The organism is bacterium, from assembly GCA_021372515.1.
Lineage (GTDB): Bacteria > Gemmatimonadota > Glassbacteria > GWA2-58-10 > GWA2-58-10 > JAJFUG01.
In genome coordinates this window covers 1-14,126 of the sequence record JAJFUG010000067.1, presented here as the reverse complement: position 1 = coordinate 14,126, position 14,126 = coordinate 1, and the positions used below count along the sequence as shown (strand labels likewise).

The window sequence follows — 14,126 nt, the reverse complement described above, 5'->3', positions numbered from 1 at the left end:
CTCGAACGAGAGCGCCGCGCGCACCGAGTCCGTGTTGATCGATTCCCGCCAGTAGGTCAGCGTAGCGGCATCCAGATTGATCGCCAGGTCGGGGTTTATCCCGCTCGACGGGCAGAGCGAATCGAGCGCGGCCGTCAGCTCAGGGCAGTCGAACCCCGGGCCCGCACCGGAGTCGCCCTGGCGCAGGACATTTTCCCGCACCACGATCCGGTTTCTCACCGCGCCCACCCCGGCCACACCCAGCGCCACGCGCTCGGCCTGTTTCCGCTCGAACGCGTCCCGCACGCTGCCGGTCAGCAACACCGCCTCCCCATCCACTGTGGCCGCGACACCCTCGACCCGGGGCAGGTACGGGTCGGCGCCCAGGGCCGAGTCCACCCGGCTCTGCAGGACGCCACCAGCCAGCGCGGATGAATCGTTCTCCACTTGCAGCAGGTTAATCACCCGGCGCACGCCGGCCTTGTGGCGGACATTCCGCTCCACGAACCTGGCCGCGTCTGCGGTGGGCACGCTGCCCCGCAGCGTGAGCTCTCCGTCCCGCTCCTCGACCCGCAGGCCGCGCACCCGCACCCACCTGTCCCCGGCCAGCTCCGCCTGGACCGAGCGCGCCAGGAAGCTGCTCTCGCTCTCTCCGCTGCTGTCCGGGACCTCCGCCCCGGCCGGACTGATTTGCGGCAGCAGACCGACCAGCAGAGAGCAAATGAGGCAGGCTGTCTTGTGGCCGGATTCCGCGACGGAGCCGCCGCCACTGCGCCATCTGGGCATAAAGCCTCGCTGGGATGAATCGTCTTGAGGGTATCTGGTTACTGCCGGATACTGTTTCGGAGAGTTGATTGCATAGATCGTTCCACCCGGAGCCGTCGTCTCTCCTGTTAAAACATGGCTCTCCTTTCGACGCCGCATCAGTGGCTATCGATACTGCCCTGCTTTTCCGGCTTATTCTGCCAGGTCTGTTGCAATAGAAATGTTTATGTTATATTTAGACGGAGTTGTGTAGCCACTCCATTCCAATTCATTCTTTTTCCCATAAACAATTTTCCAGGGTATATAACGCGCGGGCGAATGAGCCGGCCAGGCAGACCGCACGAAGCTTTTCCGTGTGCAGACCCGCAAGGTTTTCCGTACGCGCTCGCACGTGTGGAGCTATGTATGACTGATTGCTTGTATGTTGTTGTCGACAGGCTGTTGAACGCCCGCCCGAACCCGGCCTGGCGCGCCGACCGGCAGGGACGGCGTCTGTTCTTCAACTCGACCTGGATAGAGACATTCGGTGATCGTAGAGCGGACATTGGCGCCGAGGGCTGGCTCGATTCAGTGCACCCGGAGGACCTTCAGAGGGTGACCAATACCCTGGCCGAATCCGCGCGCAGCGGATCGGCTTCCCAGGTTGAATACAGGCTCCGGAACCTTTCGGGCAAATACGTCTGGCTGCTGGAAAGCGCCGGCCCACTGCTCGACGGCCGGGGCGCTCTGGTCGGGTTTTTCGGTACCTGCGCCAACATCTCCCGGCGCAAGACGGCTGAAAACAGCCTGCGGGAAAAAACAGTCGAACTCAACACTCTCTACGACATCATCAATCTCAGTCCGGTCGTAGCTTTCCGCTGGAGCACGCTTCCGGGTTGGCCCATCCTCTATGTCTCGCCCAATGTCTCCCGTTTCGGCTATAAAGCCTCAAAGCTGGTATCCGCCGGTTTCAACTACGGTCGGCTGATACACCCGGACGATCTGGAGAAAGCCCGGAAGGACGTGGAGTACTACACAGCTCGCAAAAAGGATACATTCACCCAGGAATACCGCTTTCTGCTTGCCGACGGTTCTTTTATCTGGGTCGAGGACCGCACCCTGGTCAAAAGAGATTCCAGCGGTGAAATCGAGCAATACCAAGGAATAGTGTTCGACATCTCCGAGCGCAGGAACCTCGAGGAGCAGCTCCTGCATGCCCAGAGGCTGGATTCGGTCGGACGTCTGGCCGCCGGAGTGGCCCACGATTTCAACAACATGCTCTCTCCCATCCTGGGCTATTCCGAGATTCTGCTCGACAGCCTTGCTGATCCGAGCCCCGAGAGGGAAGATATCCGTTTGATACACGAAGCCGCCGAGAAATCCAGCCGCCTGACCCAGCAGCTTCTGGCCTTCGGGCGTAAGCAGATGCTCGAGGTCGGCCCGGTAGATATCAATTTACTGATCGGGAATTTTGAGCAGTTGCTCCGGCGGATGCTGCGCGAGGACATCCGGATCAGGCTCGACCTGAAAGCGGACATCGGGAAAGTGCTGGCCGACCCCGGGAAAATAGAGCAGGTGCTGATGAATCTTGCCATCAACGCCCGGGATGCCATGCCGCAGGGAGGCCAGTTGACTATTGAAACATCCCTGGCCCGGCTGGATGAGGCGTATATCAGACGGAAGATAGGAGTGGACGCAGGTGAATACGTTCTGCTCGCGGTCAGTGACACCGGCTGCGGGATCAGCCGCGAGATGCAGGACAGGATTTTCGAGCCTTTTTTCACCACCAAGTCTGAGGGCAAGGGCACTGGGTTGGGTCTATCCGTGGTCTATGGCATTGTGCGTCAGCACGGGGGACATCTATCAGTCTACAGTGAACCTGGACTCGGCACCACGATGAAAGTCTTTCTCCCCAGGTTGAGCGTGAAATCGCCTCTGCCAGTCGCCGAAAATCCACATCAAGAGCTTAAGACTGCCTTCGTTGGAGGGACTGTCCTGCTGGTCGAGGACGAGGAAGCGGTTCGAGAGCTGGTCCGCAAGGTGCTCGAAAAATACGGCTACTGTGTTCTGACCGCCGGAAACGTTTCGGAAGCGGTCCAACTGGCCCGTGAGCACCCCGCGGCCATTGACCTACTGGTCACCGATGTCATCATGCCGGAGATGAACGGCAAGGAAGTTTACCATGCGGTTTCGGCCTATAAACCCGGCTGCCGGGTCTTGTACATGTCCGGCTATACCGAGAACATCATCGCCGATCACGGTATTCTTAGGGAGGGCATCAATTTCATTTCAAAGCCGTTTTCGGTCCGGAGCCTGCTGGAGAAAGTCCGGAAGACCCTCCAATAGTCCCCGGCCGTTTCGATGCCTTCTTTTTCAGCCTTTGCCGCGCCGCCCCAGCTCGAACGCCCGGTCCGGGTCGGTCACCGGGAGGCCGTTGCAGGTGCGGGGGTGCGGCAGGTTGTTCTTCTGCATCAGGTCGGCCAGTTGGCAACCGCCTTGCGCCCCGGCCTCGCAGCAGGCCTTCTTGCCCCGCAGGGTCTGCATGATCGAGCGCACCGCGAAATATCCAGACACGCCCACTATCGCCGCCACCACCAGCCAGTCTATCAGCATCTCACACCCCCAGTCCCAGTAAACTTCCGGCCTGGTAGACAATTAACGTTACGATATAGGCCATCACTGTCAGCCCGCCCCACTGGAGAAGAGCCCATTTCCAGGAACCGCTCTCCTTGCGGGTCACCGCCAGGGTGGCCACGCAGGGCGTGCCGATCAGGCAGAACAGCAGGATACACACTCCGGCCAGCGGGCTGTAATCCCGGCGAAGGTCCTCCCGCAGGGTTTCCCGTCCCGTGGGGTCCTCCTGCACCGCGTAGATTATCCCCATCTGGGCCACGAACACCTCCTTGGCCGCGAACGCCCCGATCAGCGCGGTGGAAATCTTCCAGTCGAACCCCAGCGGCCACAGCACGCGCTCCAGCGAGCGCCCGATCCGCCCGGCCAGGGAGTAGGCCAGCTGCTCGTGGTGGCGCTCCAGCTCGATCTGGGCCAGGGCAGCCTCCAGCTCGGTCCCGCTCAGGCTCTGCTGCACCTGGAGGCTGCGGGCGGCGTAATCACCCGCCAGGTCTTTTTTCACCGGGAACGCGGCTATGGCCCAGAGCAGCACCGAGGCGGCCAGGATCAGCGTGCCGGCCTTTTTCAGGTACGATCTGCCGCGGTCCCACATGTGGATCGCGATGCTCTTGGCCGTGGGGATACGGTAGGGCGGCAACTCCATCACGAATGGCTCGGAGGGGCCGCGCAGCACGGTGCGGTTGAGAAGGCGCGCCGAGGCGATCGCCAGCAGGATGCCGGTCATGTAGATCATCCACAGCACCGGGGCCTGCCAGGCCTGCGGGAAAAAGGCCGGGATGATGAGCGCGTAGATCGGCAGACGCGCCCCGCAGCTCATCAGCGGCGTGATCAGCATGGTGATCAAGCGGTCGCGCCGGTTCTCCAGGGTCCGCGTGGCCATGATCGCCGGCACCGAGCAGCCGAACCCGATCAAAAGCGGAATGAAACTCTTGCCGTGCAGCCCGATCCGGTGCATCAGACGGTCCATGATGAACGCCGCCCGCGCCATGTAGCCGGTGTCCTCCAGCAGGGCGATCCCCAGGAACAGCAGCAGGATATTGGGCAGGAACACCAGCACTCCGCCCACCCCCCCGATGATCCCATCCACCAGCAGCGAGCGTAGCGGGCTGTCCGAGCCCTCGGGCCACAGCGAGCTGACCGCCGCGCCCAGGTGGGTGAACCCCCACTCGATCCATCCCATCGGCGGGCCGCCCAGGGTGAAAGTCAGCCAGAACACCGCGTACATCAGCAACAGCAGCACCGGGATGCCCAGCACCCCGTGGGTCAGGATATCGTCCAGACGGTCGCTCAGGGTGTGACGGGTCTCCACGGTCAGGCGCACTGCCTCGCTGCAGGCCCCCGAGATGAAACCGTAACGGCGGTCGGCCAGGATTATGTCCGCCGGGTCGCCGAACAGGCGGTGCACCCGCTCGGCCGCCTCCTGCGCCGCCTGGCCCAGGGGCGTGCCCTCCACCAGACGGCAGATGTCCGGGTCGTTCTCCAGCAGCTTGATCGCGCTCCAGCGCTCGCCGAAGCGCTGCCCCAGCCCGTTGTGCGAGACCACCTGCGCGCACAGGCCCTCTATCTCCCGCTCGATGTCGGCCCCGTAGTTCACCTGCGCTGGCGACGCGGACTCCGCGCTGACAACCACCTCCACCGCCGCCTCCACCAGCTCGCTCACCCCCTCGCCCTTGGCTCCCACCGTGGGTACGATCCGCACCCCCAGCAGGCGTGACAGCTTCTCCAGGTCGAACTCGATCCCGCGCGAGCGGGCCACGTCGCTCATGTTCAGCGCGATCACCATCGGCACCCCCAGCTCCATGAACTGGGTGGCCAGGTAGAGGTTGCGCTCGATGTTACCCGCGTCCACCACGTCGATCAGCACATCCGGCTTCTCCTCCAGGATGTGGCGGCGCGCCACCAGCTCCTCCTCGGAATAGGCGGTCAGGCTGTAGATACCCGGCAGATCGGTCAGGACCACCCGGCGGCCTTTCCAGTTGAGCTCGCCCTCTTTCTTCTCCACAGTCACGCCGGGGTAGTTGCCCACGTGCTGGCGGAAGCCGGTGATCTTGTTGAAAATGGTGGTTTTGCCCGAGTTGGGGTTCCCGGCCAGGGCGATGCGGATGGTTTGATTTGCGCTGTGGGTTTCCGGTGTCTGCAAGATTCCCGCACTTTCGGTCGTGGTTCGGTCACTGTGAGTACGGCTGTCTGACATGCAGCAACGTTATTCCATATCGTCTCACCGGGTATCCGGTCGCCTCAGCTCACCATTATCTGGTTCGCCATGCCGCGTCCCAGCACCAGTCGGCTGCCCTTGACCTCCACCACGAACGGCCCGTGGGAGGTGTTGCGCACCACCTCGATCGGCGTGCCGGGGATGAGGCCCAGGGTGGCCAGGCGCGACTGCAGCGTGCAGCCCCCGTCGATATGCACCAGCTTCACTGTCTGTCCGGGACGGATGTCACTGAGCGGAACCCGCTCCACCTGTACGCCGCTGCTCTGCATTTTCTCTTCTCTCTCCGGGCTTTCCGCCCTGTCGGATGATCCCATTTCCGCGCTCATTCCTTTTTCCGTCCCTTGGCACTGCGCTGTGCATGATAATGCCTGAACTCACGGATGATCTTTTCCCCGTCCACTGCCGGGCACTCGGCCAGATAGTCCACAAACCCCGCCAGACGTTCGAGCACGGGACGGGGCATGGCGTGCTCCATCCGGCAGGCGCAGCTCTCGGCCAGTTCTTCCTCCGTCCCCAGCACATCCATCAGGAAAGCTTTCAGCGCCGCGTGACGGCGCGTCACGTCCAGGGCCGCCTCCCGACCCTTGTCGGTCAGGGTCACCACCTCGTAGGGCGAGTAGTTGACCAGCTCGCGGCGGGCCAACTGGTTCAGCGCGCCCGTCACCGAGGGACGCTTGACCTGCATCCGGTCCGCGATATCCTTGGCCCGCACCGCCGGCTTGCTGTCCTCGATGTGCAGGATCGCCTCGAGATAGTCCTCCAGGCTCGCACTCAGGTCCAGAGCGTTCTCCAACCTCGGCCTGCCTTGTTTAACGGGTAGGGGACTGAAATGTTATTAGCTTCGACTAAAATAATAAGGCAAAACTAACTTTTGGTCAAGATTTCTCTCGCAACTACGGTCCAACCAACTGCCTTTGGCAGGCTTGCGCCGAGCTTGCAACCTGTCGGTCAATCCCGGAGGCTTTCTTTCCTGCGGGGAATATGCTTGACCTTCTCAGCCCCGGCCGCCTTATTATATCCTGTCCGCCAGTTGTGCTCTGGCGGAACGGGACCGCCCACCGGGGTGTCCCCCCTGTTACCGGGCCTTTAACCTGAGGATAAACCCATGTCGAATAAAAAACTCATCGTCCTGTGTCTCGGAGGTTGGCTCATGTGCGCCGGTCTCAGTCCCCTGGATGCCCTGTCCGTCCCTGCCTGCCCGGTGCTGCCGGCCCCGGCCGAATACAAGAGCCTTCCCGGGCAAGTCGAGCTCGCTGCCGCGCGAAAGCTCCTGCTCTGTCCCGGCACGGCCGATTCCGACCGCCGGGCCGCGGAAGAGATGAACCTCTGGCTGAGCGAGATGGGCCTCGACACGCTCGCTGTCGTGGACTACAAACCCGGCCTGGACAGCCGTGGTTGCGTGCTGGTGGGTCCCTCCCAGAGCGGCTCCCCGGTGCGTGAGGCCTTGACCGGCAAGACTGCGCCCGGCGGCGAGGCCTACCTGTTGAGCGCCGAAAACAACCGGGTGGTGGTGGCGGGCGGCGACCCGGCCGGACGGTTTTACGGCTTGATGAGCCTGGCCCAGCTCATCCGCGCGGGCAAAGGACGGTCGGTGCCAGCCTGTTTCATTCAGGACAGTCCCGCCCTGGCCCTGCGCGGTCTGAGCGATGACATCAGCCGCGGCCAGGTGAGCACGCAACAGGATTTCGAGCGCCTGGTCCGTTTCCTGGCCCGCTACAAGATGAACCTCTACATGCCGTACATAGAGGACATGTTCAGCCTGAAATCGCGCCCGGATTTCGGCGCGGGACGCGGGGCGCTCAGCGCCGCGGAGGTCCAGAGCCTGGCCGCGTTCTCCTCCGCTCTGCACGTCCGCCTGGTCCCGGCTTTCCAGACCCTCGGCCACTACGACAACTACCTGCTTCGTCCGGACAATTTCCCCCTGGCCGAGTTCCCCGGGGCCCAGTGCCTCAGCCCGGCCGTGCCGGAAATCTATCCTTTCCTGGGACAGGCTCTGAGTGAGCTGTGCGCCGTTTTCCCCGACAGCCTGGTCAACGTGGGCTGCGATGAGACCTGGGACATCGGCCGGGGCAAGAGCCGCGCCCGGGTGCGCAACGAGGGCCTCGCCGCCGTGCACACCGCCCACTACCGCAAGGTGCATGAGATTGTAGGCTCCCTCGGACGCACTATGCTGATGTACGGCGACATCGTCCTCGACAATCCGAAAATACTGGAGCCCGGGATCCTGCCGCGCGACATCGTGATCGTGGACTGGCACTACGAGTCCGCGGCTGACTATCCCAGCGTGGCTCGTTTCCGTCAGGCCGGGTTCAAGGTGCTGGTCAGCCCGGGCCTGTCCAACTGGAGCCGTTTCTACCCGTTCTGGGGCACGGCCCTGGACAACATCCAGAACATGACCCGCGCCGGGCAGCGCGAGGGGGCCCTCGGCGCGCTCACCTCGAGCTGGTGCGATTTCGGCGCGCCCAACCTGCGCGGCAACGCCCTCTGGGGCTGGGCTTTCGCCGCGGCCTGCGCCTGGAACCCGTCTACTGTCGACCGCGACAGCCTGGAGCGCCTGTTCTGGCGGCAGCTCCTGGGTGTTGAGGACCCCGAGCCGCTCATCACTGCCAACAGCCTGCTGGCCGGCATCGGACGCTCGGCGTTCGATGACTGGTGGCGTCACCCCCTGGCCGGGCCCAGCCCGCGCGGGATGATCAAGCTCAAAAAGGACGGGGCCGCCTGGGGGGCCACCCTGAAAGCCGACATGGTCAAGGCGCTCTCAGCGCTGGCCGCCGCCCGGCAGGCCGCCGGGGCCAACCGCGATTTCCTCGATATAATGGACCTCGCCGCCCGCATGGGCCAGACCCTGGCCGGCAAATTCAGTTGGATGGACCGTGCCGCCCGCGCCGGACAGGGTGCGCTGTCCAAAGCCGAGGCCGCCGAGCTCGCCCGCCAGGCGCGTGAGCTGCGCCAGTCGACCACCGAGCTGCGCGGCGCCTACCGCGAGCTCTGGCTGCGCTACAACCGCCCGGAGGGCCTGGACAACCTCCTGTCTCTCTGGGACCGCCAGCTTCTGTACTGGGACAGTATCATCAGCTCGCTGGACAGGGAGGGCCGCCTGCCACAGTGGGAACTCTCCAGCCCCTGGATTGCCCCGTCAGCCAGCCTGCCCGGCAAGCGCCTTGATAAAGAGCGCACCGCCCTCTACGCGGCCGATTTCGACCTGCCCTCAGGTGTGGACAGTGTAAAAATTCAGCTTATGGGCGAAAGCCATGTCGAGGCCTGGGTCAACGGCAAATGGGCCGGCCGCAAGGTGGCGCGTCTCTGCCTGAGCGAGATAGTCGATCGTGAGCGCGCCGTGCTCCTCGATCTGACCGGGCTGACCCGTCCCGGCCGCAACCGTCTGGCTTTCAGCGTGACCAACTATGAGGGCAAAGTCCCGGCGCTGAATGTCTGCGGCGAGGTCTATTCCGGCGGCAAAGTAATAGCCCGCCCCGCCAGCGCCCTCACCTGGCGGGCCATGGAGGCATCCTCCGCACCCGCGGGCTGGAACGCACCCGGATTCACTACCCCAGGCTGGAGCACCTGCGGGCAGTACAAGTACGACAACCCGGTGTCGCGTCCGTTTTTCAGCCTCGGCCTGCCCAGCCGGGTGGAGCGTTGAGGCCGCTTCGGTTGTTCTGAACGGGCGGCTCGGGTCAAGTCTCAATTAATGTTGACTTCCCGGAACACGGGTCTTTATATTCGGCCATTCCTGTCCCAAAGCCCTTCCCAAGCCCGGAGAGTCGCCGATGATTGTGTTCAGCCCGTTGGACTGGTTCTGGGTCATCGCCTATATCCTGCTGATGGTCGCCTGCGGCGTGCTGTTCACCCGTTTGGCCACCCGCGGCGAAAGCGACTTCTTCCTGGCCGACCGCGGCCTGCCCTGGTGGTTGCCCGCCTCCAGCGTCTACGCCACCCACACCGCGACCGACACCCCGATCTGGATCAGCGGGGTGATATACCGCTACGGCCTGTCCGGCCTCTGGTACACGTTCTTCTGCGCCTGGTGCGCGGTCAGTTCCTTTGTCAGCACCCGCATCTTCCGACGCTCGCTGGCCTACACCCAGGCCGAGTGGCAGAGCCTGCGCTACTCGGGCATGGGAGCGGAACTCCTGCGTGGCTGGCTCGCCGGCTGGCAGGTCTTCATGAACATGTTCATCCTGGGCTGGGTCGGAATCGCCATGGGCAAGGTGTTCAGCTTCCTGTTCCCGGTCTGCCCGCTCTGGGTGGGCATGGTGGTGTTTGGTGCGATCACCGCGGTCTACGTGCTGTTCGCCGGCTACTGGGGCGTGGTGATGGCCGATTTCCAGCAGGGCGTGATCGCCAGCCTGGTCATCATCATAGTCTCGATCTGGCAGATAGTGGCCGCGGGCGGGCCCGGCGAGATCATGGGCCGTCTGGCCGAGATGGGCCAGACCTGGCGCGCCAACCCGTTCCATTTCTCCAGTCTGTTCAGCGGCGATTTCCCGGTCGCCTGGTTCCTGACCATGATCTTCATCGCCCTCCTGGGCGGACTGGGCATGGGCACCTCCATCGACTGGTACCCCGAGGCCCAGCGCATCCAGAGTGCGCGCACGGTGCGGGACGCCAGCTACTGCATCTGGACCGGCACCGCGCTCACCCTCACCCGCAACGCTCTCTGGGGTGTGGCGATCCTGGGCTTTTTCACCATGTTCCCGGCGATCCAGGAGCAGCACCAGTACGAGATGGCCTGGTACGCGTTCGGGTTCAAGGTGCTGCCAGCCGGGATGGCCGGCTTCTTCTTCGCCGCGATCCTGGCGATCCATTTCAGCACCATCTCCACGCACCTCAACCTCGGGGCGATGTATTTCACCCGCGACCTGTTCCACCATTACATCCATCCCGGGGCCTCGGAAAAACAGTTGGTCTGGGTCGGGCGGATCAGCACGCTGCTGCTGCTGGTCGGCTCGTTCTTCTACGGCCTGATGATGGAGAGCCTCACCCAGTGGCTGATCTTCGCCCTCTGGATCATGGCCGCGGGCATCTGGCTGCCCTCGATCCTGCAGGTCATCTGGTGGCGGTTCAACAGTTGGGGCTACCTGTCGAGCTGGGTGGCGAACCTGCTCCTGTCCTGGCTCGTGGTCTGGGTGCTGCCGGCCTACGGCATCCTGCCCGAGCTGCTGGACTACCAGCAGTTCTGGCTGTTGCTGCTGCTGGGCACGGCGATCTACCTGCCGATCACCCTGCTCACCCCGCCGGATGACATGAAACGCCTGGTGCGCTACTACGTGATGACCCGTCCGCTGGGCTTCTGGGGGCCGGTGCACCGCGAGGCCGTGCGGCTGGGCCTGATCGAAAAATAGCGCCGCCGCTCCGCCGGCCGGGCCGGCCCGGCGACCACAGGCGAGCCCTGCCGCGGAGGGCCGGACAGCATGAATCTGGAGCCAAGAATAAACCTCTCCGTCATCCTGCTGGTCCTGGGGGTGATCCAGGGGCTTTTCCTGGCTTTCCTGATCTTCACCCGTCCTCAGAAACTGCAGAGAGGCCATAAATTCCTGGGCCTCTTTTTGCTTTCGTTCTCGCTGATGAGTATCGAGGATATTCTCTTCGAATCGAGATACATCCTTCGATACCCATACATGATCAACACCCTGACCCTCCTGATTTTCACCCTGGCCCCCAGCCTGTATTTCTACACCAAGGCCATGACCTCCGGATCGTTCAGGTTCGGCTGGAAACAGGCCCTGCACTACCTCCCGTTCGCCCTCATCGTCCTGCTCTCGGTGCCCGGGATGCTTGAGCCGAACGAGTTGAAACTGCGTGAGGTCCAGGCCTACTACGCGCGCGGGGACTATTATTTCAACTTCTCGATACTCATCCCGATGCTGCAGATCACTGTATACTTCGCAGTGATTGTCAGGCTCCTGGTCCGCCACATACGGAAAGTCAAAAGCAACTTCTCCTACATGGAGGGGGTCAGCCTGCGCTGGGTCGCGACCCTGATCTCGTTGAACGTTGCTCTCTGGCTGATCTGGACCGTGGTCTTTTTCGCGCACTGGGCGCAGGGGCTGGATGTGCTGAGCATCGCTTACACCCTGTCCATCTATTCGATAGGCTATTTCGGCATCCGGCAGAAAGACATCTTTTCCTCAGAGCGGAGCCTTCCCGCACCGGACGAACCCACCGCACCGGGCGAACCCGCCGCGCCGGCCAGGAGCGGCAAGTACGCTAAATCGGGGTTGTCGGATGAGATGAAAAAAAACCTCTCCGGGCGGCTGACCCGCCTTATGGAAGAGCAGAAACCATATCTCGACCCTGGTCTCACCCTGCCCCGGCTGGCCGCGCTCCTGGAGGTGTCGGTTAACCATCTGTCCCAGATCATCAACACCGAGCTGAACGATAACTTTTACAACTTCATCAACAAGTACCGGCTGGAGGAAGTTAAAAAGCTCCTGGCCGACCCGCGCAAGAGCAACTACACCATACTCGCCCTGGCTTTCGAGGCCGGGTTCCAATCCAAATCCGCCTTCAATTCCTTCTTCAAGAAAACTGTCGGCTGTTCGCCCAAAGAATTCCTGGCTTCCCGGTCCGGGCGGTAAGCTTACCCTCCATTGCCTCCGCGTGCCCTCTTTTCACCGCTTCCGGCTGAGCTTGCGTGGAAAAGAAGTCCTTCCCTATAGGCTGTGACGATTTCCTGGCCTGCTGCGCTTAGACTTGACCTGTCGAATTCATTCCGCCGTCCGTTTCCGGGGCGGGCGGTAAGTCAGGTCAAGCGATAAGGGGAGGAGTACTTAAGATGAGACCGGAGAGATTCAACGCGTTTTCGAGTATCATTCCATTCGCAGCCGGAATCCTTGTTATAATCCTTACGGGCTGTTCCTCCGATGACAGTCCGACTCAGCCGGCCGCACAGACAGTTCTCGAGACACAGCTCGCCCAACTGGTGGAACAAAACAAAATCCCCGGGGCCGCCGGGATCGCGGTCAGTCATGACAAAGTGGTGGAGCTCCGGGCCCACGGGCTGCGCCGGGCCGGGCGCCCCGACACCGTGACTGTACACGACCTGTTCCATGTCGGATCGCTGGTCAAACCCATGACCGCCACCATGCTCGCCACTCTGGTGGACAGCAGGGCGCTGGCCTGGGACAGCCGCCCGGCGGACATCATTCCGGAGCTGGCCCCCACGCTCGACCCCGGCTACTCCGGCATCACCCTGCTCGACCTTCTGCACCACCGGGCCGGCGTGCCCTCGGATGACGATATCACGGAGGTGCCCACCCTAAGCGGCTCGCTGGCCGAGCAGCGCCTCCAAGCCACGCAGATCCTTCTTGCCATGCCACCGGTAGTGAGCCGCGGCACTTTCCGCTACTCCAACGCAGGCTACATGATCGCCGGCTGCATGGCTGAGGTGACGAGCGGCCAGGACTGGCGCGCGTTGATGGAATCCAGGCTGTTCGGACCCCTGTCCATGAGCGTGTTCCATGGCTGGCCCACGCAGCACGACCCGGCCGAGCCCTGGGGACACACTCAGTCGGGTGACAATTTCCAGGCCGTGGACCCCTCGGTCGATCCACCCGAGTTTGAATTCCTGGAGCCCGCCGGCTGGCTGAGCATGAGCCTGTCCGACCTGGGCAAGTTCATGCAGCTGCACCTGGACGCCCTCCAGGGCAGTCCGCGGCTTGTGTCCCAGGCCGCGTTCGACATCCTCCACGCCCCGGTCGACAACTATTACGCCTGCGGCTTCGTGGTCCAGCAGTCAGCGGGCGGCAAGTTCCTCTGGCACAACGGCAGCAACACCTATTTCTACGTGATAATGGGCCTGCTACCGGAGAAAAACCTGGGGGTGGCCATCGCGGTCAACGCCGGCGGGGACCAGGTGCAGCTCGCGGTCGATCAGGCCCTGAACCTGGTGCTGGCAGGGATGGCGGGGAAATAAGATCAAAGCGGCGGCCTATACATCCGGGCACACCCTCCGTGCGCCCGGATGTATTTGAACATCCAATTATTCGAAACACCCAGACCGGAATCCCCCCTCACCATCCCCGTGCCGCCAGGCGTTCCAGCACCGGGATCGCCAGCAGCAGCGCCCGCGCGATGTGGAACGGGTCCTTGACCGGCAAGGCCACCACTTTCTCCTCCGGCCTGCCCTCGCGATCGAGTATCTGGATCCACTCGCCCACCAGACGGTTGGGGTTGGGGAACACGGCGAACGTGTAGTCGTGAACCCGCGCGTACCACTCGTCCATCCAGGGCTCATCCAGTTGCTCCCGGGCCAGAAGAAGCGCGTACAGCGCCTCGGAGTGCACCCACCAGAGCTTGTTCGACCAGTTGCCACGCAGCTTCTTCACCATCTCGTGGCCCTCCAGCCCGTCGGGGGTATCGCCCTCGGGCGGGCGTCCACTCTTGTCCAGGAACTGCGGTATCCCGCCGTACTGCTTGTCCCAGCCCTTTTCCAGCGCCCAGCGCAGGGTGCCGGCCGCCCGGGCCAGAAGTGACTTGTCATCCGTGCGCAACGCCCAGTGCATCACGAACCACATGTCCTCGATAGTGTGCCCCGGACAGATATAGCGTCCCA

The 14,126-nt window shown here is 63.0% G+C and carries 11 protein-coding genes; 5 read left to right on the top strand and 6 right to left on the bottom strand.

Translation table 11 applies throughout. The features are described 5' to 3' along the window. Positions 1 to 765: BON domain-containing protein (locus LLH00_06875; GenBank protein ID MCE5270993.1), on the bottom strand; the 765-nt coding region annotated here is incomplete at its 3' end. Between the two features lie 384 nt (positions 766 to 1,149). Here LLH00_06875 and LLH00_06870 point away from each other — a divergent pair. Continuing rightward, a complete protein-coding gene (locus LLH00_06870) occupies positions 1,150 to 3,069 on the top strand; it encodes a PAS domain-containing protein (protein MCE5270992.1) in 1,920 nt (639 codons plus the stop codon). A 27-nt stretch (positions 3,070 to 3,096) separates the two neighbouring features. Here LLH00_06870 and LLH00_06865 read toward each other — a convergent pair whose 3' ends face one another. The 4 genes from LLH00_06865 to LLH00_06850 all read right to left on the bottom strand — a co-directional run bounded on the left by LLH00_06865 (position 3,097) and on the right by LLH00_06850 (position 6,362). Continuing rightward, complete coding sequence (locus LLH00_06865; GenBank protein ID MCE5270991.1) at positions 3,097 to 3,336, bottom strand: hypothetical protein; 240 nt, start codon at positions 3,334 to 3,336, stop codon at positions 3,097 to 3,099. Position 3,337: 1 nt separating this feature from the next. Continuing rightward, positions 3,338 to 5,494: a ferrous iron transport protein B gene (gene feoB, locus LLH00_06860; GenBank protein ID MCE5270990.1), complete on the bottom strand. Its 2,157-nt coding sequence runs from the start codon at positions 5,492 to 5,494 to the stop codon at positions 3,338 to 3,340. Positions 5,495 to 5,592: 98 nt separating this feature from the next. Further along, positions 5,593 to 5,895 carry a ferrous iron transport protein A gene (locus LLH00_06855; protein MCE5270989.1) on the bottom strand — a complete coding sequence of 101 codons (303 nt, stop codon included), beginning with the start codon at positions 5,893 to 5,895 and terminating at the stop codon, positions 5,593 to 5,595. Beyond that, on the bottom strand, positions 5,892 to 6,362 hold the full coding sequence (locus LLH00_06850) for a metal-dependent transcriptional regulator (protein MCE5270988.1): 471 nt from the start codon (positions 6,360 to 6,362) through the stop codon (positions 5,892 to 5,894). Before LLH00_06850 ends, LLH00_06855 begins: the two co-directional genes overlap by 4 nt. Before the next feature lie 357 nt (positions 6,363 to 6,719). Here LLH00_06850 and LLH00_06845 point away from each other — a divergent pair, with 357 nt between their 5' ends. From LLH00_06845 to LLH00_06830, 4 genes are all read left to right on the top strand, one after another. Then, complete coding sequence (locus tag LLH00_06845) at positions 6,720 to 9,212, top strand: beta-N-acetylhexosaminidase (protein ID MCE5270987.1); 2,493 nt, start codon at positions 6,720 to 6,722, stop codon at positions 9,210 to 9,212. Between the two features lie 127 nt (positions 9,213 to 9,339). Continuing rightward, on the top strand, positions 9,340 to 10,914 hold the full coding sequence (locus LLH00_06840; protein MCE5270986.1) for a sodium:solute symporter: 1,575 nt from the start codon (positions 9,340 to 9,342) through the stop codon (positions 10,912 to 10,914). A 69-nt stretch (positions 10,915 to 10,983) separates the two neighbouring features. Beyond that, the gene (locus LLH00_06835; protein ID MCE5270985.1) at positions 10,984 to 12,150 is read left to right on the top strand and encodes a helix-turn-helix domain-containing protein; all 1,167 of its coding nucleotides are present in this window, start codon (positions 10,984 to 10,986) and stop codon (positions 12,148 to 12,150) included. A 197-nt stretch (positions 12,151 to 12,347) separates the two neighbouring features. Continuing rightward, entirely contained in the window at positions 12,348 to 13,487 is a 1,140-nt protein-coding gene (locus LLH00_06830; protein ID MCE5270984.1) for a beta-lactamase family protein, read from the top strand. Between the two features lie 97 nt (positions 13,488 to 13,584). On the opposite strand, the gene LLH00_06825 is transcribed toward LLH00_06830, so the two are convergent. Next, positions 13,585 to 14,126 (bottom strand): AGE family epimerase/isomerase (locus LLH00_06825; GenBank protein MCE5270983.1); only part of this gene is annotated, 542 nt, incomplete at its 5' end.

What these genes read in the sequence shown, in the direction of transcription:
- LLH00_06830 (MCE5270984.1), top strand. Translation starts at nt 12,348, where the DNA reads ATGAGACCGGAGAGATTCAACGCGTTTTCGAGTATCATTCCATTCGCA.
- LLH00_06845 (MCE5270987.1), top strand. Translation starts at nt 6,720, where the DNA reads ATGTGCGCCGGTCTCAGTCCCCTGGATGCCCTGTCCGTCCCTGCCTGC.
- LLH00_06840 (MCE5270986.1), top strand. Translation starts at nt 9,340, where the DNA reads ATGATTGTGTTCAGCCCGTTGGACTGGTTCTGGGTCATCGCCTATATC.
- LLH00_06855 (MCE5270989.1), bottom strand. Translation starts at nt 5,895, where the DNA reads ATGAGCGCGGAAATGGGATCATCCGACAGGGCGGAAAGCCCGGAGAGA.
- LLH00_06865 (MCE5270991.1), bottom strand. Translation starts at nt 3,336, where the DNA reads ATGCTGATAGACTGGCTGGTGGTGGCGGCGATAGTGGGCGTGTCTGGA.
- LLH00_06835 (MCE5270985.1), top strand. Translation starts at nt 10,984, where the DNA reads ATGAATCTGGAGCCAAGAATAAACCTCTCCGTCATCCTGCTGGTCCTG.
- LLH00_06870 (MCE5270992.1), top strand. Translation starts at nt 1,150, where the DNA reads ATGACTGATTGCTTGTATGTTGTTGTCGACAGGCTGTTGAACGCCCGC.